Raw genomic sequence first — 20,569 nt, forward strand, 5'->3', positions numbered from 1 at the left:
GCCTGTCCCGGACGGCGTACCGTCGCTCCGGGACAGGCGCACGATCCTGCGCGACGCGACAGCGCCCCTCGACCCGACCCCCTGCACCGCATTCCCCACCCCGGAAGGATCCGCCGTGATCGACACGATCCACGTCGTCTTCAAGACCCACCTCGACATCGGCTTCACGGCGCTCGCGCGCGACGTGATCGCCGGGTACACCGAGCGCTACCTCCCGCGCGCGATCGAGCTCTCCGAGGAACTGGAGCGCCGCGGCGGGCCCGCCCGGTTCGTCTGGACGACCGGGTCCTGGCTGATCGATCACGTGCTGCGGGCCGGCACACCCGCCCAGCAGGACCGGCTGGACGCCGCCCTGCGCGAGGGACGGATCCACTGGCACGCACTGCCGCTCACGACGCACACCGAGCTCATGGATCCGTCGCTCGCCGCGTTCGCCGCGTCGATCGCACAGGGGCTGGACGCCCGATACGGCCGGCGCACCATCGCCGCGAAGATGACCGACGTGCCAGGGCACTCCATCGGGTTCGTGCCCGTGCTCGCCGCGGCGGGGATCGAATACCTGCACCTGGGCGTGAACGGCGCCTCCGCGGTGCCGGACGTGCCGGAGTTCTTCGTGTGGCGCGCACCCGACGGCGCCGAGGTCGTGGTGAACTACGCCCGCTCCTACGGCTCGGAGGGGCTCGACCTCGCCGTCGTGCCGGGCGGATCCGACGCGCTGCACCTCGCGCACACCGGAGACAACAACGGCCCGCCCTCGGCTGCCGAGGTCGAGGAGCTGTTCGCCGCCCTGACGGCCGCGCACCCCGGCGCACGGATCGTCGCATCGAACCTGGACGACTTCGCCGCCGCCGTGCTCGCGCACCGCGACGCCCTCCCCGTCGTGACCGCGGAGATCGGCGACACCTGGATCCACGGCGCGGGCGCCGATCCCCTGCTCACGGCGGGACTGGGCGTGCTGCAGGGGCTGCGGACCACGTGGCTGCGCGACGGCGCGCTGGATCCGTCGTCCGCGGAGCACCACGACTTCGGCGTCGCCCTGCTGCGCATCGTCGAGCACACCTGGGGCGAGGATCTGAAGACGTACCTCCCCGACTACGTGAACTACGCCAAGGCCGACTTCCGTGCTGCGCGCGCCCGCGATGTCGTGGATCCGTCCGCGAATCCCGCGGACACCCGCGCCTACGACTGGGCGTGGGCGGAGCATCCGTCGCCGCAGGGCCTCACCTACTCCGGCTTCGAGGCGTCGTGGGCCGAGCAGCGCGCGCACCTGGATGCCGCTCTCACCGCGCTCGCCCCTGAGCGCGCCGCCGAGGCGCGCGCGGCGCTGGCCGAGCTGCGTCCGTCGGCGGATACCGGCGCCGGCGCCGCCACCCCCGAGGCCGAGGTGAGCATCGGCGAGGAGGTCGCGCTGGGGCGGTTCCGGGTGACGTTCGGGGCGGACGGCGCGATCACCGGGCTGCGCGACGAGCGCGGGGCCGTGTGGGCGGATCCGGAGCACACGCTCGGCGCCTTCCGGCATCAGACCTTCGACGAGCGCGACGAGGAGCGCTGGCTGCAGCAGTACTGCCGCGATCTCGGACACACCGGCGTCTGGGCGATCCCCGACCAGGCGAGCCCCGGACTCGCGATCGCCGACACCCTGCCCGCGCGCGTGACGGCGCCCGAGCTCCGCGGCCTCACGATCCGCACCGCTCCGGAGGGCGATGGCACGGCGCTTCTCGAGCTGACCCTCCCGGAAGAGCTCGTCGCCGAGACCGGCGCGCCGCGGCGGGTCCGCATCGAGTACCGGTTCCCGCAGGGCGAAGGGCCGATCCGGATCCTGCTCGACGTGTGCGGGCGAGAGGCGTCGCGGCTGCCCGAGGCGAGCTGGTTCGGCTTCCGTCCGGCGCCGGCCGAGGGGGCCGCCGCCGACGCCTGGGCGCTGCGCAAGCTCGGCGTGCCGGTGGACCCCCGGCGCGTGGTGAGCCACGGCAACCGCACGCTGCACGCGGTGACGGCCGTGGAGCGCAGCGGATCCCGTCCGCTGCGCCTGTGCACCATCGACGCCCCGCTCGTCGCGGTCGGCACCCCTGCGCTGCTGCGCTTCGACGACGAGATCCCGGATCCGGCCGACGGATTCGCCGTGAACCTGCACAACAACGTGTGGGGCACGAACTTCCGGATGTGGTTCGATGACGATCTGCGCTACCGGTTCGAGCTGGATCTCGACGGCGCAGCCGCCTTCGCAGAGGAGAACCGATGACCGACGTCCGCCGCGCGTCCGCCGCAGATCACGCACTCGTGACGAGCCCGCTGGTGATCATGGCCGTGCGTCCGGACGGGTTCGAGGCGGTGTGGGCGGTGAGTCGGCTCAGCCGCGGACGGCTCGAGTGGCGCACCGGCCGCGCCGAGGGTGTAGCGCGGATGGATCCGTTCGGCATGACGCCCCAGGGCGAGCAGGTGCTGCGGGTGCGCGCCGAGGGGATGCACCCCGGCACGACGGTGCAGGTGCGCGCGGTCACCGAGGCGGTCGGCGACCCCGGCGCGCAGCACGTGAGCGCATGGAAGACCGTGCGCCTGCTGGATGCGTCCGCGGCACACGCCCGGATCGCGGTGTGGAACGACACGCACCAGCGCGACGACACGATCCGCGCCCTCGACGAGCAGACTCCGGCGGTCGACCTGCTGGTGTGGAACGGCGACCTCTGCAACGACTGGAAGACCCCCGGCCAGTTCGTGAGCACCGTGCTCTCCCCCGCCCAGCGCGACATCAGCGCCGACCGGCCGCTCGAGATCACGATCGGCAACCACGACGTCCGCGGGGACTGGGCGTTCCAGCTGCAGGACTACGTGGCGACCAGGGACGGCCGGCCCTTCTCCGCCGCGCGGATCGGGCCTGTGGCGTGCCTCTTCCTGCACACGGGCGAGGACAAGCCCGACGCGCACCCCACCTTCGAGGGTCGCGTCGCGTTCGAGCCGCTGCGTGCCGAGCAGGCGCTGTGGCTGCGCGAGGCGATCGCACGGCCGGAGATCCGCGACGCGCCCTACCGCCTCGTGTTCTGCCACATCCCGCTGCGCTGGACCGATGAGACCCCGGCCGACTACGACGCGGAGGGCTACGACTGGTTCAGCCGGTTCAGCCGCGACGCCTGGCATGACGCCCTCGTCGCCTGGGGCGCGCAGCTCATCGTCTCCGGGCACACGCACGAGCCGGCGCTGATCCCCGCCGACGTACGGTTCCCGTACGCGCAGGTCGTCGCGGGCGGGCCCGACCTCGACGCCTCCTCGGCGGAGGCCGCGACCTGGATCGACATCCAGGCGGATCCGGGGTCGCTGCGCCTTCGGATGCGCACCCTCGACGGGGCGATGCGGATCGAGGAGACGCTGCTCCCCTGCGCCGGGAGCCGGGGCGCTGCGCCGGATCCGAAGACCGCCGGGTGAGTGCTCTCGTCGCCCTGGCCGTCCTCGGATCCGCGCTGCTGCCAGCGCCGGCCCACGTCTTCGTCTCGACTAATTGGTCACAGGCGAGAAGCGACTCGTGAGATTCGATCCGATGAGAAAAGCGACGACGCCGACCAAGAGGTAGAGCGCGAGATCCTGAACCACCGGGCCGTCGAGTTCACCCGTGAGTCCGAACCAGCCCAGCACGCCGAACCAGGCCAGCACGAGCACACCCGCAATGGCAGTGCCCAGCTTCCGACCGACTCGCCCCACGATGGCGCCGAGTACCAGTAGGGATATCGCTGCAATGGCTATGCCCATCATCTTCGCTGCTCCTAGCAGTCTCGCACCGCGTCAGCGGACGGTCAGCGCTCACCAGCGCCGGCCGTGGCGGCGCTCCCACGCGGCTTCGACGGTGACCGGGCGCCCGGCGTAGACACCGGCGGGGATCGACGCCACGAGCAGCGCGGTGAGCACGATCAGCGGCACCTGCCAGCCGCCGGTCGCGGTGTGCACGACGCCGAGCAGGAAGGGGAAGACCGCGGCGAGCACGTAGCCGCAGCTCTGCACGAACCCGCTCAGCGCGACCGCGGTCTCCGATTCGCGCGCGCGGATGCTGATCAGCACGAGCGCGAGCGGGAAGAGCAGGCCGGCGAGCCCGTACAACAGCACCCACAGCCAGACGATCGACGGGGCGGGGAACAGCAGGAGCCCGAGCAGACCCGTCACCGCGCCCACCGCGCCGATCACGTAGAGCGCGGTCGTCGCCTGGAACCGCACGATCAGCACGGGCACGATGAGGGATGCCGGAAGTCCGGTGAACGCGAACAGCGAGAGCAGGAAGCCGGCCTGCTGCGGGGTCGTCCCGGCGTGCTCGACGAGCATCGTCGGCAACCACGCGAACGCCGTGTACGCCATGCTCGCGGAGGTGCCGAAAACGCCCGCGAGGACCCAGGCCAGCGGGATGCGCGCGAGGCGCGAGAACGCGCGGGAGCTGGACGGGGCGGTGACGATCGGGCCGGTCGAGAGGGCCGTGGCGTCCTCGAACGAGAGACGATCGGTTCCTGCCGCGGCCGCGTCCTCGGTCTCCGCGGGCGGGGCCGTGGCACCGACGGCCGTGGCCTCGGTCCGCGCGCGCAGCAGCATCACGATCCACGGGATCGTCCCGGCGAGCGCGAACACGGCCCACATGGCCAGCGACACCCGCCAGCCGGCGACGTCCGCCGCCGGGACCGCGATCAGCGGGGGCAGGAACGTCGAGAACGCCATCACCGTCGTGTACAGCGTCATCATCAGGCCGAGCCGGTCGGGGAAGTACTTCTTCACCAGCGGGGGCATCAGGATGTTCGCCATGCCGACGCCGGCGAAGACGAGCGCCGTGGCGATCAGCAGCGTGGTCGCGTCGACCGCGAGCCCGCGCGCGACCAGCCCCACGGTGACGGCGCCCAGGGCGATCACCGCGACCCGCTCGAGGCCGAGCCGTCGCTCCATGAGCGGCGTGAGCAGCCCGAACAGCGCGAAGCACACCGGCGGTGCGGTGCCGATCAGGCCGACGACGGCCGCCGGCATCGGGAAGTCGCGCGCCACATGGTCGACGACCGGGGACAGTGACGCCACGGCCGAACGCAGCGAGAACGCGACGAGCACGATGCCGAGCACCGCCAGGATGCGCCCGCGCCAGAGCGGGCGGACCTCGGGGCCGCCCGCCGTCACGAGCTCTGCGACCCCTCGAGCCAGCCCAGGTACTCCTCGGTGACGGTTCCGGTCACGTACCGGCCGTCGAAGGGGCTCAGATCGAGATCGGTGAGCTCGGATCCCTCCATGATCGCGGCCTTGAGGTCCTCGACCTCCTGGAAGACCATTCGATCCGCACCGAGCACCTCCGCGATCTCGGGGATCGTGCGGCCGTGGGCGATGAGCTCGTGCTTGGACGGCATGTTGATGCCGTACACGTGCGGGTGCCGGATGGGCGGCGCCGCGGATGCGAAGATCACCGACTTCGCCCCGGCGTCGCGGGCCATCTGGATGATCTGCTTCGAGGTGGTGCCACGCACGATCGAGTCATCGATGAGCAGCACGTTCTTGCCCTTGAACTCGGTCGACATCGCGTTCAGCTTCTGCCGCACGCTCTTCTTGCGCACCGCCTGACCCGGCATGATGAAGGTCCGGCCGACGTAGCGGTTCTTGTAGAAGCCCTCGCGGTACTCGATGCCGAGCTTGCGGGCGACCTCCATCGCGGCGGGGCGCGACGAGTCGGGGATGGGCATGACCACGTCGATCTCGTCCAGCGGCACGTGCTTCGCGATCGTGTCGGCGAGGCGATCGCCCATGCGCAGCCGGGACTCGTACACGGAGATCCCGTTCATGACCGAGTCGGGCCGGGCCAGATACACGTACTCGAAGGCGCAGGGCGCGAGGACCGGATCCGCCGCGCACTGCTTCGTGAACAGCTCGCCCTCGTTGGTGATGAACACGGCCTCACCCGGCTCGACCTCGCGGACGATCTCGTAGTCGCCGTTCTCGAGCACGAGCGACTCGCTCGCGACGACCCACTCCTCCCGATCGATCCCGGACGCCCCCGACGGGCGCACGCGCTTGCCGAGGATCAGCGGCCGGATCCCGAACGGATCGCGGAACGCGAGCAGTCCGTACCCGGCGAGGATCGCGATGACGGCGTAGGCGCCCTCGATCCGCTTGTGCGTGCGGGCCACGGCCTCGAAGATGCGCTCGGAGTCGAGATCGACGGTCGAGGTCGTGGTCTGCAGCTCGTGCGCGAGCACGTTCAGCAGCAGCTCGGTGTCGCTCGAGGAGTTCAGGTGACGGCGGTCGCGGTGCGCCATGTCGGCGGTGAGCTCGCGCGTGTTCGTGAGGTTGCCGTTGTGGATGAGGACGATGCCGTAGGGCGCGTTCACGTAGAACGGCTGGGCCTCCTCCTCGCTCGACGCGGTGCCCTTGGTGGCGTAGCGGACATGGCCGAGGCCGACGTTGCCGAGCAGCGAGCGCATGTCGCGGGTGCGGAACGCCTCGCGCACCATGCCCTCCGCCTTGGCCATGTGCATGACGCCGCTGGGCTCGGCCGTGGCGATGCCGGTCGCGTCCTGCCCGCGGTGCTGCAGCAGAAGGAGCGCGTCGTAGATGTCCTGGTTGACCGGGGCGTGCCCGACCATTCCGACGATGCCGCACATGGGTGTCAGTTCGCTCCGTCCGCGTAGGCGCCGACCAGGCGCACGGCACCGCCGTCGACGCCCTTGGCGCCCTGTTCGAATTCGCCGGCCGGGCGCGCGGCGACGGAGTCGAGCCGCACCGTCCCGACCTGCCAGGTGTCGATGCCCCCGGCCGTGAGCGCATCGGCGATCGCGGTGGCGGAGGAGGCGTCGACGACCGCGAGGAAGCCGATGCCGAGGTTCCAGGTGCCCTCGCTGGACTCCAGCGTGGTGCCGGCGAGGTCGCTCAGCACGCGGAACACCGGAGCCGGCGACCACGTGGAGCGGTCGACCTCGGCCCAGGACCCCTGCGGCAGCACTCGGGCGAGGTTCGCGGCGATGCCGCCGCCGGTGACGTGGCTGAGCGAGTGCACGGCGCCCTCGAACCGGTCGGTCAGCCCGAGCAGCGGGGTCGTGTACAGGCGGGTGGGGGTCAGCAGCGCCTCGCCCCAGGTCGCGCCCAGGTCGGCCGCGCGATCCCCGTAGCCGATGCCGGCCTTGGCGAGGATGTGCCGCACGAGGGAGTATCCGTTGGAGTGCAGGCCGCTGGAGGCGAGGGCGAGCACGACGTCGCCGTCCTGCACGCGCTCGGACCCGAGGATCCGGTCCGCCTCGACGATCCCGGTCGCCGCGCCCGCGACGTCGTAGTCGTCGACGCCCAGCAGACCGGGGTGCTCGGCCGTCTCGCCGCCGACGAGGGCGGTGCCGGTGAGCTCGCAGGCCTCGGCGATGCCGCGCACGATGTCGGCGATGCGCTCGGGGAACACCTTGCCGCAGGCGATGTAGTCGGTCATGAACAGCGGCTTGGCTCCGACCACGACGATGTCGTCGACGACCATGCCGACCAGGTCGTGCCCGATCGTGTCGTGCTTGTCGATGGCCTGCGCGATCGCCACCTTCGTGCCGACGCCGTCGGTGCTCGAGGCGAGCAGCGGCCGACGATAGCCGAGCAGGGCGGAGGCGTCGAAGAGACCGGCGAATCCGCCGACCCCGCCGAGCACCTCGGGTCCGTGCGTGGCACGGACGGCGGACTTCATGAGTTCGACGGCGCGATCGCCGGCTGCCGTATCGACGCCGGCCTCAGCATAGGTGCGGGAGGACACCCGTCAATCCTACCGGCGGGCGGCTGTGCGAAGACCCGGCGGAGACCGCCGCGATCTGGACCGGACCGCACGTCCGGGACGGCCCGGATCCGAAATGTCCTGGTGCATCGTCGGCGGACCTGGTAAGACTTGACTCCCCCGATCCTGAGAGACCCCTGAAGGTGCATGGACGCACCGGAAGCGAGATCGCACGGCGACGATGCCGTGCCCTCGAGAATGGAGAGGACGATCGTGGCACGCACGCAGAAGGACAAGGGATCCGCCCCTGCTCCGGCGGAGGAGACGCCCGCCGCGAAGAGGCCCACCCCTCGACGCCGCGCGTCGAGCGACGCGGTCGCCCAGGATCCGCTCACGCCGGCGGCGAAGACGACGAGCGGGTCACGATCGCGCGCACGCAAGCCGGTGCCGATGCCCGCCACGTCGGCGAACACGGGTCCGCTGCCGGTGGCCGCACCCACGCTCGATCCCGAGATCGCGGCCGGACAGGCCCCGGCCCGCCGTCACGGGCTGAGGAACATGTCCGAGATCCGGCACTACTTCCGCACCAACCGCACCCCGATCTTCTTCGTGGGCGCCTCGTCGTTCAACCTGCTGGGGCTGGACCGCTGGGTGCGGGGGTTCTCCTACATCGCCTACTACGACAGCTGGCAGGGTGCTCATCCGCGGGTGTTCAGCCCGATCCACAAGCCGTACGTCGAGTGGGAGAGCGGAGAGCAGATCAACAACTGGCTGCTGCGCCATCACGAGGTGCGCGCGCACATCGCCCGGCTCACTCCGGCCGGTGAGAAGCCGCGCATCGCACTGGTGTTCTTCGACGAGGAGACCGAGGCCATCTGCGAAGAGCTCGGCTACGAGCTGATCCTGCCCAAGGCGTCGCTGCGGGAACGCCTCGACTCGAAGATGGTGACCACCCGGATCGCCGATTCCGTGGGCGTGCCCAGCGTGCCCAACATCATCACGACCGTGAGCTCGTTCGAGGACCTGCAGGAGCAGGCCGAGAAGGCGGGAGTCGGATCCGATCTCGTCGTGCAGACCGCCTACGGCGACTCCGGCAAGACCACGTACTTCATCACCGATCCCGCCTCGTTCGGCAAGAACGCGAAGGAGATCATCGGATCCGAGCTCAAGGTCATGAAGCGGATCAACAACCGCCCGATCGCCGTCGAGGCGGTGCTCACCCGGCACGGCACGATCGTCGGCCCCTTCATGACCGAGATCACCGGGCACAAGGAGCTCACGCCGTATCGCGGCGGCTGGGCCGGCAACGAGATGTTCCCGGATGTGCTCGACGACGCGACCCGGCGCACCGCCACCAGCCTCGTGCGCAAGCTCGGCGACGCGCTGAGCGCCGAGGGCTACCGCGGATTCTTCGAGGTCGACGTGCTGCTGGACACCGACACCGGCGACGTGTACCTCGGCGAGCTGAACCCGCGCATCTCCGGGGCTTCTGCGATCACGAACGTGACGGCGGGCGCCTACGCCGATGTGCCGCTGTTCGTGTTCCATCTCCTCGAGTACGCCGGGGTGGAGTTCGACCTCGACGTCGACGAGATCAACGACCGCTGGGAGGAGCTCGCCGCCGCCGACCAGTGGAGCCACATGATCATCAAGCACACGGATCCGACCGTGGAGCACATCGACGTGGCCCCGCCCACCGGGAGGTATGTGCTGGACGCATACGGCCGCCTCGCGTTCTCGCAGGGCGACCTGGACTGGCACCTGCTCGGCAGCGAGTCGGAATCGTTCTTCCTGCGGATCTACGGCCCGGGCGACTACCGTTGGAAGGGCGCGGATCTGGGGATCCTGGTCACCAAGGGCCGGCTGCAGACGCCCACGGGGCGCCTGTCCATCCGCGCGAAGCACCTCATCGAGTCCATCCGGGCGATGTACGCGGCCACGCCGCTGCCGCCCGCGGCGGAGATCGACGAGCACGAGCGCGAGCAGATCGGAACCGAACCGACACCATGAGCGGTGATGTGACACCCCCGTCGACGGACACCTGGAACGGCACGATACCGGCGACGGGCGGTGCACCGGACGGCCCGCGGCCGATCGACGGGTTCATCCCCCCGCTCGAGGCCTGGCAGCAGGAGCCCAACCTGCGCTGGTCGATGCAGCACATGGCCGACTTCCTGCCGGTGCACGAGATCTCCTCGCGAGGACGCACGCTCGCGCTGCCCTCGGTTCCGGCGGACCTCAGCCACATCGACGTCCCGCATCCGTGGGAGCCGCGCTCGGCGCCGTTCGAGGACGTGATGGCTTCGACCTTCACGGACGGCTGGATCGCCTGTCGCGACGGCGCGGTCATGGGCGAGCAGTACGTCGGCACGATGTCCCCGAGCGTGCTGCACCTGCTGATGTCGGTGAGCAAGTCGCTCACGACGGCGGTAGCCGGCACCCTCATGGGCGCCGGCGCGCTGGATGCGGGCGCGCAGGTCACCGCGTACGTCCCGGCGCTGATCGGATCCGGCTACGACGGCGCACGCGTGCGCGACCTTCTCGACATGCGCACCGGTGTGCGGTTCTCGGAGGCGTATCTGGATGAGAACGCCGAGGTCCGCCTGCTCGAGGAGGCCATCGGCTGGGCGCCCCGCCGTCACCCCGACACCCCCGGCACACTGCGCGACTTCCTCGCCACCCTGGGCGCGGACGGGCCGCACGGCGGCCGTTTCGACTACAAGTCCTGCGAGACGGACGCGCTCGCGTTCGTGCTCGAGGGCGCGACGGGGATGCACGCGGCCGATCTCATGTCCGAACGGCTGTGGGGCCCGATGGGGGCGGAGTCCGGCGCCAACGTCGGCGTGGACGCGGTCGGCGCGGGCATGTTCGACGGCGGCGTCTCGGCGTCGCTGCGGGATCTGCTGCGCTTCGGCACGCTGTTCCTGCGCGACGGGGCGGCGATGGACGGGAAGCAGGTGCTCCCCTCGTCGTGGATCGCCGAGACGATGACAGGCGCACCGGACTCCCGGGCGGCCTTCGCCAACGCCGCGGAGCCGACGCTCATGCCCGGCGGCATGTACCGCAACGGGTTCTGGTTCCCGTACCCGGGGTCGGACGTCTTCCTCGCACTCGGCATCCACGGCCAGATGATCTACGTCAACCGCCCGGCGAACGTCGTTGCCGCCAAGCTCTCCAGCTGGCCCACCCCGCAGGACGCGGAGCGGCTGCTGTGGACGATCAAGGCCTTCGACGCCGTCGCCCGCACGATCCGCTGACCGAGTCGACCCGGCCGAATCTCTCGGCCGGGGAGCGATGTCTGTCGCGTTTCGGATCCGAACCCGACAGACATCGCTCCTCGAACCCGGAATCTCCACGCCCGGAGCCCCCCGGAATCCGTACGATGGGGCCATGGTCGACAAGCCGCAGTGGCTGGTGCGCGAGGAGGCCGGGATCCCGGTGCTCGTCGCGCTCGCGCTGCGCCAGCGACTCGGGATACGGACCCCCGCCGAACTCCCCACGCTGAGGGATCATCCGCTGCGCGCGTTCGACGACGCCGGGGCGGACGACGCCCTCGAACGTCAATGGCGGGCGTACTGGGACATGACGGTCGAACCGGAGACGCACCCCTCCGCCGCTCCGCTCGAGCTCATCGACGGCTTCGACACGATCGTCGCGCTGCCGGCCGTCGGAGCCGAACGGCTGCGCGCGGCCATCGCACCGCTCGCCGCAGAGGTGGTGCGCTACGCGAACGAGGCGCAGCAGCGCTATTCGAAGTCGGTCTCGGGCACCGGTGACCCGTACCGGGCCTACGCCGCGGCGCTCGCGGAGTTCGAGCGCGACACCGGGCGCCGGGCGCACTCCTTCGAGCTCAACGTGCACGTGCTGCCGCTCGCGCAGCGCGGGATCTGGCGCATCGGGGCGTTCAGCATCGCGGTGACCGACAGCCTCCGGCACGACCCGGTCGACTTCGACAGCGCCATCCGCCCCGTCATCGCCGAAGTGGCCTGAACGGCGCTCACGCGGTCGGCGCGTGGAGCTGCTCCGCCCCTTCAGGACGGGAGGTTGCTCGGCCTCCGGTGCTCGCGTGGTCCCGTTTGGGGCGCGATCTGGCCGTTTGGGGCGCGCCACCACCGCCAAACCCGGCGCGAGGCGCCCCAAAACGTGGAAACACGCCCCGAAACGGCCGCGCGGGTGCTCGCGCAAGGCCAGCCGCCCCCTGCGCCCACGTGCTCGAACGGGGCCAGCCGCGCCCGGTGCTCGCGCTTCCGCGCGTGCTATTCGGCGATGGTCTCGTGGTCGACGCGCACCACGCGCTCGCTGCGGCGGGCCACTCGCTCGAGCAGCAGCGCGAGGACGCCGAACACGGCGACGCCGGCCGGCACCGTCCACAGCAGCAGGAAGCCGAACACCTGCCCGAACGGGTAGGCGACCTGCGTGGCCTCCGAGGCGTCGAAGTTGCCGAACACGGTCAGCAGGAACGCGAGAACCACGCCCAGCCCTACGCCGATGCCGAGGAAGACGCCCCAGCGCGGTGCACGACGAACGCGTGCCTCGACGATCTCGGGCGTGCGGTGCGGCTGCGACGTGCTCATGGATCCATTGTCCCACGCGCACCTGTGCGCGTCCCCGAGGGCGATCAGGGCCGCAGCGGCAGCAGCGCGGTGAGGTCGGCGCGAGTGCCGGAGGCGTGTATGCGGCCCGCCTCGAGGGCGGCGGCCCAGGTCTCGGCTCCGGTCGCGACGGCGATCCACGTGGCCGGATCCAGCTCGACGACGTTCGGCGGGGTGCCGCGGGTGTGCCGCGGCCCCTGCACCACCTGCACGGCGCCGAACGGCGGGACCCGCACCTCCACGCTGTTGCCCGGAGCCTTCTCGTCGAGCAGCTGCAGCAGATAGCGCACGCCCATGGCGTAGTCGGAACGCGCGGGCCGCTCCCCGGCGGCGAGCGCGGCACGGGCTGCGTCGAGCGCCGCGCGCCCCGCCGCCGTGTCGATCCTGCTCGCCATGCATCCAGCGTAGGCGGGTGGCGGGGTTCCCGCGCCTGCCGGGTGGGGCGGGCGTAGGCTCGGAGCGATGACCGCGGACACACAGACCCTGCGCGGCGCGCGCGCCGAGCTCCTCGCCGCCGTGCAGCGCGGCGAGTCGTGGCTGCCGCCGTACCCGCAGATCGTCAACGAGCCCGTGCCCGCGGCGGTGCTGATGCTGTTCGGCCGCCTCGACAGCATCCCGGCGCGCGCCGACGAGGCGACGGTCGCCGCCGACCTGGACGTGCTGCTGCAGCGCAGGGCGCGCACCCTGAACTCCCACCCGGGCCAGGTGTCGTTCCCCGGCGGACGCAGCGAGCCGGAGGACGCGGACGCCGCGGCCACGGCGTTGCGCGAGGCCCAGGAGGAGACCGGCCTGGATCCGTCCGGGGTGGAAGTGCTCGCCTCGCTGCCGGATCTGCCGCTCGCCGCGAGCAACCACCTGGTCACGCCGGTGCTCGCCTGGTGGCGGGTGCCGTCGCGCGTCGCTGCGGTCGACCACGCCGAGACTGTGGAGGTGTTCCGGGTCCCGGTCGCGCAGCTGCTCGACCCCGCCAGCCGGTTCACCTCGACGCTGAGCCGTGCTGGTGCGACCTATCGCGGGCCGGCGTTCGACATCGACGGCACGATCGTGTGGGGTTTCACCGCCGGCGTGCTGGACGGCCTGTTCGAGGCCGCCGGGTGGACGATCCCGTGGGATCGATCCGTGGAGCGCCCGATCACGCTGTGAGGCGCGGCCGCATCGTGCCGTGCTGCCGTGCTGCCGTGCGGATCCTGCCCGGATCCGCAGCGCCGTCTGCAGGATCACGCGACGGATGCAGGACCGTTCCGGCGGTCCGGCCCTGCATCCGTCGCACGGTCCTGCATCCGTCGCACCGCCGGGCACCCGCCGCCCGAGCCGGTGTTCGTCGCACCGCCCCACCACCCGACGCCCGAGCTGGCATCCGTTGTATCGACCGGCCACCCCGCCGCCCGAGCTGGTGTCCGTCACACCGCCCGGGCATCCGCTGCCGACCGTCATCCGCATGCGCCCGCTCGGTAGGCTTGCGGGGTGAAGATCCTCGTCCTCGGTTCCGGTGCCCGTGAGCACGCGATCATCCTCGCCCTGCGCGCCGAGCGCAGGGGCCACGAGATCCTCTGCGCCCCCGGCAACGCCGGCATCGCGCAGCACGCGACCCTGGTCGAGGTGGATCCGATGGACGGATCCGCCGTGCGCGCCTTCGCCGACGAGCACGCCGTCGACCTCGTCGTCATCGGCCCCGAGGCGCCGCTCGTCGCGGGCGTCGCCGATGTGGTCCGCGAGCACGGGATCCCCGTCTTCGGCCCGGGTCGCGCCGCGGCACAGCTGGAGGGGTCCAAGGCGTTCGCGAAGCGGATCATGGAGGCGGCCTCCGTGCCGACCGGTCGCGCCGTGCGCGCGGCCACGACGGCGCAGGTCGAGGCGGCGTTCGACGATTTCGGTGCGCCGTACGTCGTGAAGGCCGACGGCCTGGCCGCGGGCAAGGGCGTGATCGTCACCTCCGACCGCGCCGCCGCCCTCGCGCACGCGGAGCACTACCTGCCGCACGGGCCGGTGCTCATCGAGGAGTTCCTCACCGGACCCGAGGTCTCGCTGTTCTTCCTCAGCGACGGCGACACGGTGCGCGCCCTGAGCCCCGCACAGGACTTCAAGCGCGCCCTCGACGGCGACGAGGGGCCGAACACCGGCGGCATGGGTGCCTACTCCCCGCTGCCCTGGCTCGACGAGCAGTTCGGCAGCGAGGCGGCGTTCGTCGAGGAGGTCACCCGCACCGTCGCCCTCCCCGTCGTTAAGCAGCTCGACGCCGAGGGCACGCCGTTCATCGGCCTGCTCTATGCCGGCCTCATCCTCACCCCCGCCGGCGTGCGCGTGATCGAGTTCAATGCGCGCTTCGGCGACCCCGAGACCCAGGTCGTGCTGCCGCGCCTGCGCACCCCGCTGTCGCAGCTGCTGCTCGCCGCCGCGACCGGCACCCTCGAGGACCAGCCGCAGCCGCAGTTCTCCGGCGACGTCGCGATCACCGTCGTGCTCGCGAGCGAGGGCTACCCCGAGGCGCCGCAGACCGGCCGCCCGATCGAGGGCCTGGCCGAAGCGGCGGCCGTCGAGGGCGTCGGCATCGTGCACGCCGCGACCGCGGGCCCCGACGCACCGGGCGGCAACCTCATCGCCACCGGCGGCCGGGTGCTGAACGTGGTCGCGACCGGATCCGACTTCGCCGACGCCCGCGCCCGCGCCTACGAGGCGATCGGCCGGATCCGCCTCGACGGTGCGCAGTACCGCACCGACATCGCCGCCCGCGTCGCACAGTAGGCGGGGCGGGCCGGACTCCGTCCGCCGCGGACGTCGACCCACGCTCAACGTCGATACCCCCTCGCGGCGCCGATACCCCCTCGCACGGACGTCCGTGCGAGGGGGTATCGGCGCTCAGAGGGGGTATCGGCGAGATGAGCCCGCGCCAGGTGGGCCAGTCCGCGGCGAGACCGACCTCAGCGCTTCACGAGGTGCTCCGGACGCTGCATGAAGAGGATCCCGATCACGCCGAGGAACAGCACGACGGCGGGCAGGATCATCGACTGCGCCATGGCCGTGGAGAACCCCGCCACCACGAACTCGGGCAGCTTGCCGGTGCCGAAGTCGCCGCCGTGGCTGGCGGCCCCCGGGAGGTTCGCCTCGAGCCGGCCCTGCATGAGCGCGGCGATGGCGGCCGATCCCAGGACGGATCCGATGGTGCGGGTCGTGTTGTAGATGCCTGCACCCGCGCCCGCCTGCCGCGGCGCGAGGTTGCGCGTCGCGGTGGTGGCCAGCGGGCCCCACATCCCCGCCTGGCCGATGCCCATCAGCGCGGACGGGAGCAGGAACATCCAGATCGGGGTGTCCGGGTTCATCAGCAGGCCGTACCAGATCAGCGCGAGCGTGGTGAGCCCGAGTCCCGGTACGAGCAGGATCCGCGGATCCACCCGGTCGAGGATGCGACCCGCGATCGGGGCGAGCACACCAGACAGCACCGCCATCGGGATCAGCAGCAGCGCCGCCTGGGTCGGCGTGAGACCGCGGGCGAGCTGGTAGAAGAACATCATCGGCAGGGACATCGACGTCACGGTGAAGCCGACCGCGGCGATCCCGAAGTTCGCGACCGAGAAGTTGCGGTCGCGGAACAGGCCGAGCGGCACCAGCGGCTCGCTGCGGGTCTTCGCCTGCTGCCAGATGAAGACTCCCATCACGACGACGCCGGCCCCGATCATGACCCAGATCCATCCGGCCCAGTCGTAGTGCTGGCCCTCCTGCAGCCCGAACACGATGAGGAACAGCCCGAGCGCGCTGAGCACGACGCCGACCATGTCGAACCGGTGCTCGTGCGTCTTCAGGTGCGGGACGAGGATCCAGGCCAGCACGAAGCCGATCACGCCCACCGGGAGGTTGATGAAGAAGATCCACTCCCATCCGAAGGCGTCCACCAGCAGGCCGCCGGCGAGCGGGCCCACGAGCGTCGCGACGCCCGCCGTCGCGCCCCACAGCCCCATCGCGGCACCGCGGCGCTCGGCCGGGAAGGTGCGCGTGATGACCGCCATGGTCTGCGGTGTCATCAGCGCGGCGCCGAGGCCCTGCACCGCGCGGAAGGCGATCAGCATCCCGAGGGAGTTGGAGAGACCGCAGCCGAGCGAGGCCAGGGTGAAGATCGTCAGGCCGATCAGGTAGATGTTCTTCGGACCGAACCGGTCACCGAGACGGCCGGTGATCAACAGGGGCACGGCGTAGGCGAGCAGGTAGGCGCTGGTCACCCACACGACGTTGTCGAGGTTGTTCGTCGACGGGTCGAGGGCGGCCTTGATGGCCGGGTTCGCGACCGAGACGATCGTGGTGTCCACGAGGATCATGAAGAAGCCGATGACCAGCGCCCAGAGGGCGGGCCACGGGCTCTTCGGCTTGTGGCCGGCGGCGTAGGCGCCGGTCGACGTGCCGATGGTTTCAGCCATTCTTGTGTGCCTTTCGTTTGGCAAGAAGGTGGTCGGGATCGGGCCCCCAGGAGAAGTCGGAGGAGGCGATCCGGGGGATCAGCGTGCCGAGCCAGTCGATCTCCGCCTGCAGCATCAAGCGGTGCCGGAAGGGCTCGAGGAGATACTGCTCGGGGACCTCGCGGGTCTCCGCACCGTCCAGCACGCCGTCCAGCGTCTCGAGCTCCTCGCGGAGCAGCGCGAGCCGCTGGGTGAGCAGGTCGACCGCCTCGTCCCGGTCGAGGTTGTGCGCCTCGGCCAGTGCGACGCGGAAGGGCGTCTGCCGCCGGCTGCCGCCGAGCTCGCGGCGCACCCACTCGCGCACCGCATCCGCGCCCGCCGGGGTGACCGCGTAGGTGGTGCGCTCGGGGCGGTTGCCGTCGCGATCGACGCCGACCTCCTCGAGCAGTCCCTGTCCGTGCAGGCGGGACACGGTGTGGTACAGCGTGCCGTGGGAGATCGGGATGATCCGGTCGTCGCGGCGGGCGCGCAGCAGCCGCGCCATCTCGTAAGGGTGCATGTCGCCCTCGCTCAGCAGTGCGAGCACCATCACCCCCAACGGGGTGAGCGCCGGATCCTTCACTTCACTCCATCCCGACTAGTCCATGTGGACTAGTCGAATTGGACTATACGCGACTTCGACCATCCCCACCAGCCCCGCGGGGCTCGCGCCTCCAGGACTCCACGGCGCCCGCTCGCTGTCGGGTTCACCGCAGCGCCGTCTCCTGCTGCGCCGGCGTCAGCGCTCGGTCCGCGTAGACGAGCCGCATCACGGCGGGATCCGGGTTGCCCGCATCGGGCGCGCGGTGCACCAGACGCAGCCCGACCTTCTCCGCCACCGCGGCTGAGGCACGGTTGTGCTCGACGAGGAAGGCGATCACCGGGATCTCCGGAGCGACCTGCGCCGCCGCGACGAGCGCGGCCCGCGACACCTCGGTCGCGTAGCCATGGCCGTGGTGGTCCGCGGAGAGGCGGTAGCCGAGGTTCCACACGCGGGCGGAGTCGCCGGAGTCCGCACCGGGATGCCGCACCCCCGGCTCATGCACCCCCGGCTCGTGCACCGGGAGCATCGTGCAGCCGCCGTTGCCGATCACCTCGCCGGTGTCGCGCAGCCGCACGATCCAGGATCCGAGTCCGTGGATCCGCCAGCTGTCCGCCCACCGCCCGAGCATCGCGGCGATGCGCTCCGGATCCGTCGGCCGCAGACTCGGGAAGTGCGTCCACACGCGGGGGTCGCTGTAGATCGCGAACATCGCATCGAGGTCGTCCGGCTCCGGCCGGCTCAACCGGAGGCGGTCTGTCAGGATCTCGTGGGGGAGGTCGGCGCTCACCCGGGCAGGCTACGCCGGGCCCCGGACATCGCGCCCGCCGTGCGCGAGGGCCCTCGGCACGCCCGCGATAATGGACGCGTGAGCACACCCCTCGAACTCTCCGGCTGGCGTCACCTCTACTCGGGCAAGGTCCGCGACCTGTACGCCCCCGAGGATCCGGCCGATCGGCGCCTGCTCGTCGTCGCGAGCGACCGCGTGAGCGCCTTCGACTTCGCCCTCGAGCCGGGGATCCCCGAGAAGGGCGCCCTGCTCACGGCGCTCAGCCGCTGGTGGTTCGACCGGCTCGCAGAGGGACCGGATCCGATTCCGAACCACCTGGTCGACGGCGACATCCCGGCCGAGGTCGCCGACCGCGCGATGCTCGCGACGTCGCTGGAGATGCTGCCGATCGAGTGCGTGGTGCGCGGTTACCTGACCGGATCCGGCTGGGCGGAGTACCAGCAGAGCGGGACCGTCTGCGGCATCCCGCTGCCCTCGGGCCTGCAGAACGGCGACCGGCTGCCCGAGCCGCTGTTCACGCCGGCGTACAAGGCGCCGATGGGCGAGCACGACGAGAACATCACGTTCGAGCGCACGGCGGAGCTCGTCGGCGCCGAGCGCGCGGCCCAGCTGCGGGACGTGTCTCTGGCGGTCTACCGCCGTGCCGCCGCGATCGCGGAGGAGCGCGGGCTGATCCTCGCCGACACGAAGTTCGAGTTCGGCGTCGACGCGGACGGCGTGCTGCGCCTCGCCGACGAGGTGCTCACCAGCGACTCCTCCCGGTACTGGGACGCCGCGTCGTGGCGCACCGGTTCCACCCCCGCCGCGCGGATGGCGAGCTTCGACAAGCAGATCGTGCGCGACTGGCTGAGCGCGCACTGGGACAAGCAGGGCACCCCGCCCGTGCTGCCCGACGAGGTGGTCGCGCAGACCGCCGCGCGCTACGCCGAGCTGCTGGAGCGGCTGACAGCCTGACGGCCGGACAGCAGCCGAGATCAGGACAAGGGGCTGAGAATCCGGGGACGCGGTACCACCGGAACGCGGACCAGGCCCGACCCGGTCGGTCACGTGAGGGCGCCTCGCTCTCAGGGAACGCCCAGGATAGGGTTTTCTGCGACCACCCCACCCCCGATCCGAGGAGCCCGCATGGCCCTGTGGAAGATCCACGGCGACGGACGCACCGTCGAACCGGGCGCCGTCGTCCGCCCCGATGAGCGCCTGAACTGGCCCGCCACGATCGCGATCGGCGTGCAGCACGTCGTGGCGATGTTCGGAGCGACGTTCCTGGTGCCGATCCTCACCGGCTTCCCGGTGCCGACGACCCTCCTGTTCAGCGGCGTGGGCACGATCCTGTTCCTGCTCATCACGCGGAACAAGCTGCCCAGCTACCTCGGATCCTCGTTCGCGTTCATCGCCCCGGTGACCGCCGCCACCGCCGCCCACGCCACCGGCGGCGACAGCGGGATCGGCGCCGCCCTGGCCGGCATCGTCGCGGTCGGCGTGCTGCTCGCGATCATCGGCGTCGTCGTGCACGTCGCCGGCGTGAAGTGGGTGGACCGGTTCCTCCCGCCGGTGCTGGCGGGAACGATCGTCGCGCTCATCGGGTTCAATCTCGCCGGCGCCGCCTACGGCAACTTCGCCAAGGCGCCCGTCACGGCGACCTTCACCCTCGCGATCACCATCGTCTTCGCGGTGCTGTTCCGCGGCTTCCTGGGCCGGATCTCGATCTTCCTCGGTGTGATCGCGGGCTACATCTTCGCCGGCTTCCGTGGCGAACTCGACTTCTCCGCGGTCGACAACGCCGCCTGGGTCGGCCTTCCCACCTTCCACTTCCCCGACTTCGGCACCCCCAGCGTGTGGAGCGGCATCGCGATGTTCCTCCCCGTGGTGCTCGTGCTCATCGCCGAGAACGTCGGTCACGTGCGCGGCGTCGCGACCATGGTCGAGGATCCGCAGATCAACGCGCAGACCGGCAAGGCGCTCATCGCCGACGGCGTCTCGACCACGATCGCCGGCCTCTTCGGCGGATCCGGGACGACCACCTACGGCGAGAACATCGGCGTCATGGCGTCGACCAGGGTGTACTCGACCGCGGCGTACTGGGTCGCCGGCATCGCGGCGATCCTGCTCAGCCTCTCGCCGAAGTTCGGCGCGATCATCAACTCGGTGCCGGCGGGCGTGCTGGGCGGCATCACGACCGGGCTCTACGGCCTCATCGGCGTGATCGGCATCAAGATCTGGGTGGACAACCGCGTCGACTTCTCCCGTCCCGTGAACCAGTACACCGCCGCAGTCGCCCTCGTCATCGCGGTCGGAGGCTTCTCGATCGCGGTCAAGGACTCGGGCTTCGTCCTCGGCGGCATCGTCATCGCCACGGTGGCCGCGATCGTCATCTACCACGGCGGGAACGCCATCGCGCGACTGCGCAAGTCCGGTGCCGACGACCCCCGCCCGCTCGAAGCCGTCGGCCCGATGGGCGGCGACCCCGCCTGATCAGCGCGAAAGGGCCGCGAGACCGAACCCGCGTCCCGAGCCCGACGAAAATATCGTGAGTCTCGG

At 71.2% G+C, this 20,569-nt stretch carries 18 protein-coding genes; 9 read left to right on the forward strand and 9 right to left on the reverse strand.

What is annotated here, in order from left to right; all coding sequences use genetic code 11:
• The first annotated feature begins 115 nt into the window (after positions 1–115).
• Together LXM50_RS16135 and LXM50_RS16140 are read left to right on the forward strand one after the other, a co-directional pair.
• The gene (locus LXM50_RS16135; protein WP_233312491.1) at positions 116–2,242 is read left to right on the forward strand and encodes a DUF5054 domain-containing protein; all 2,127 of its coding nucleotides are present in this window, start codon (positions 116–118) and stop codon (positions 2,240–2,242) included.
• Positions 2,239–3,420, forward strand: coding sequence for a metallophosphoesterase (locus tag LXM50_RS16140; RefSeq protein ID WP_233312492.1), 1,182 nt, complete (start codon positions 2,239–2,241; stop codon positions 3,418–3,420). Before LXM50_RS16135 ends, LXM50_RS16140 begins: the two co-directional genes overlap by 4 nt.
• 69 nt (positions 3,421–3,489) lie before the next feature.
• Here the strand turns inward: LXM50_RS16140 and LXM50_RS16145 are convergent, their stop codons facing one another.
• From LXM50_RS16145 to purM, 4 genes are read right to left on the reverse strand one after another with little or no spacing between them, the layout of a single operon-like run.
• On the reverse strand, positions 3,490–3,744 hold the full coding sequence (locus tag LXM50_RS16145) for a hypothetical protein (protein ID WP_233312493.1): 255 nt from the start codon (positions 3,742–3,744) through the stop codon (positions 3,490–3,492).
• 48 nt (positions 3,745–3,792) lie between these two features.
• Complete coding sequence (locus tag LXM50_RS16150) at positions 3,793–5,133, reverse strand: MFS transporter (protein WP_233312494.1); 1,341 nt, start codon at positions 5,131–5,133, stop codon at positions 3,793–3,795.
• The gene (gene purF / locus LXM50_RS16155) at positions 5,130–6,605 is read right to left on the reverse strand and encodes an amidophosphoribosyltransferase (RefSeq protein ID WP_233312495.1); all 1,476 of its coding nucleotides are present in this window, start codon (positions 6,603–6,605) and stop codon (positions 5,130–5,132) included. Before purF ends, LXM50_RS16150 begins: the two co-directional genes overlap by 4 nt.
• A gap of 5 nt (positions 6,606–6,610) precedes the next feature.
• A complete protein-coding gene (gene purM, locus LXM50_RS16160) occupies positions 6,611–7,726 on the reverse strand; it encodes a phosphoribosylformylglycinamidine cyclo-ligase (protein ID WP_308192537.1) in 1,116 nt (371 codons plus the stop codon).
• Positions 7,727–7,957: 231 nt separating this feature from the next.
• Here purM and LXM50_RS16165 point away from each other — a divergent pair, with 231 nt between their 5' ends.
• From LXM50_RS16165 to LXM50_RS16175, 3 genes are all read left to right on the forward strand, one after another.
• Positions 7,958–9,694: a biotin carboxylase gene (locus LXM50_RS16165; protein ID WP_233312496.1), complete on the forward strand. Its 1,737-nt coding sequence runs from the start codon at positions 7,958–7,960 to the stop codon at positions 9,692–9,694.
• Entirely contained in the window at positions 9,691–10,941 is a 1,251-nt protein-coding gene (locus LXM50_RS16170; RefSeq protein ID WP_233312497.1) for a serine hydrolase, read from the forward strand. The genes LXM50_RS16165 and LXM50_RS16170 overlap by 4 nt, the downstream gene beginning before the upstream one ends.
• 133 nt (positions 10,942–11,074) lie before the next feature.
• On the forward strand, positions 11,075–11,674 hold the full coding sequence (locus tag LXM50_RS16175; RefSeq protein ID WP_233312498.1) for a zinc-binding alcohol dehydrogenase: 600 nt from the start codon (positions 11,075–11,077) through the stop codon (positions 11,672–11,674).
• Positions 11,675–11,940: 266 nt separating this feature from the next.
• On the opposite strand, the gene LXM50_RS16180 is transcribed toward LXM50_RS16175, so the two are convergent.
• Together LXM50_RS16180 and LXM50_RS16185 are read right to left on the reverse strand one after the other, a co-directional pair.
• Positions 11,941–12,258, reverse strand: coding sequence for a potassium transporter Trk (locus LXM50_RS16180; protein WP_233312499.1), 318 nt, complete (start codon positions 12,256–12,258; stop codon positions 11,941–11,943).
• A gap of 44 nt (positions 12,259–12,302) precedes the next feature.
• Positions 12,303–12,671: a sterol carrier family protein gene (locus LXM50_RS16185; RefSeq protein WP_233312500.1), complete on the reverse strand. Its 369-nt coding sequence runs from the start codon at positions 12,669–12,671 to the stop codon at positions 12,303–12,305.
• A 67-nt stretch (positions 12,672–12,738) separates the two neighbouring features.
• On the opposite strand from LXM50_RS16185, the gene LXM50_RS16190 reads away from it, so the two are divergent.
• Complete coding sequence (locus LXM50_RS16190; RefSeq protein WP_233312501.1) at positions 12,739–13,419, forward strand: CoA pyrophosphatase; 681 nt, start codon at positions 12,739–12,741, stop codon at positions 13,417–13,419.
• A 321-nt stretch (positions 13,420–13,740) separates the two neighbouring features.
• Entirely contained in the window at positions 13,741–15,018 is a 1,278-nt protein-coding gene (gene purD, locus LXM50_RS16195) for a phosphoribosylamine--glycine ligase (RefSeq protein WP_233312502.1), read from the forward strand.
• Between the two features lie 176 nt (positions 15,019–15,194).
• Here the strand turns inward: purD and LXM50_RS16200 are convergent, their stop codons facing one another.
• The 3 genes from LXM50_RS16200 to LXM50_RS16210 form a co-directional block, all read right to left on the reverse strand.
• Positions 15,195–16,682 (reverse strand): DHA2 family efflux MFS transporter permease subunit, encoded by a 1,488-nt coding sequence (locus LXM50_RS16200; RefSeq protein ID WP_233312503.1) that lies wholly within the window; start codon positions 16,680–16,682, stop codon positions 15,195–15,197.
• Positions 16,675–17,283 (reverse strand): PadR family transcriptional regulator, encoded by a 609-nt coding sequence (locus LXM50_RS16205; protein WP_233312504.1) that lies wholly within the window; start codon positions 17,281–17,283, stop codon positions 16,675–16,677. Before LXM50_RS16205 ends, LXM50_RS16200 begins: the two co-directional genes overlap by 8 nt.
• A 124-nt stretch (positions 17,284–17,407) precedes the next feature.
• A complete protein-coding gene (locus LXM50_RS16210) occupies positions 17,408–18,031 on the reverse strand; it encodes a GNAT family N-acetyltransferase (RefSeq protein WP_233312505.1) in 624 nt (207 codons plus the stop codon).
• A gap of 78 nt (positions 18,032–18,109) precedes the next feature.
• Between LXM50_RS16210 and LXM50_RS16215 the strand changes: the two genes are divergently transcribed.
• Positions 18,110–18,985 (forward strand): phosphoribosylaminoimidazolesuccinocarboxamide synthase, encoded by an 876-nt coding sequence (locus tag LXM50_RS16215; protein WP_233312506.1) that lies wholly within the window; start codon positions 18,110–18,112, stop codon positions 18,983–18,985.
• A 171-nt stretch (positions 18,986–19,156) separates the two neighbouring features.
• Positions 19,157–20,503, forward strand: a complete 1,347-nt coding sequence (locus LXM50_RS16220) for a uracil-xanthine permease family protein (RefSeq protein ID WP_233312507.1) — start codon at positions 19,157–19,159, stop codon at positions 20,501–20,503.
• Positions 20,504–20,569 lie beyond the last annotated feature (66 nt).

The sequence above is a fragment of the Microbacterium sp. Au-Mic1 genome, assembly GCF_021341785.1.
GTDB lineage: Bacteria > Actinomycetota > Actinomycetes > Actinomycetales > Microbacteriaceae > Microbacterium.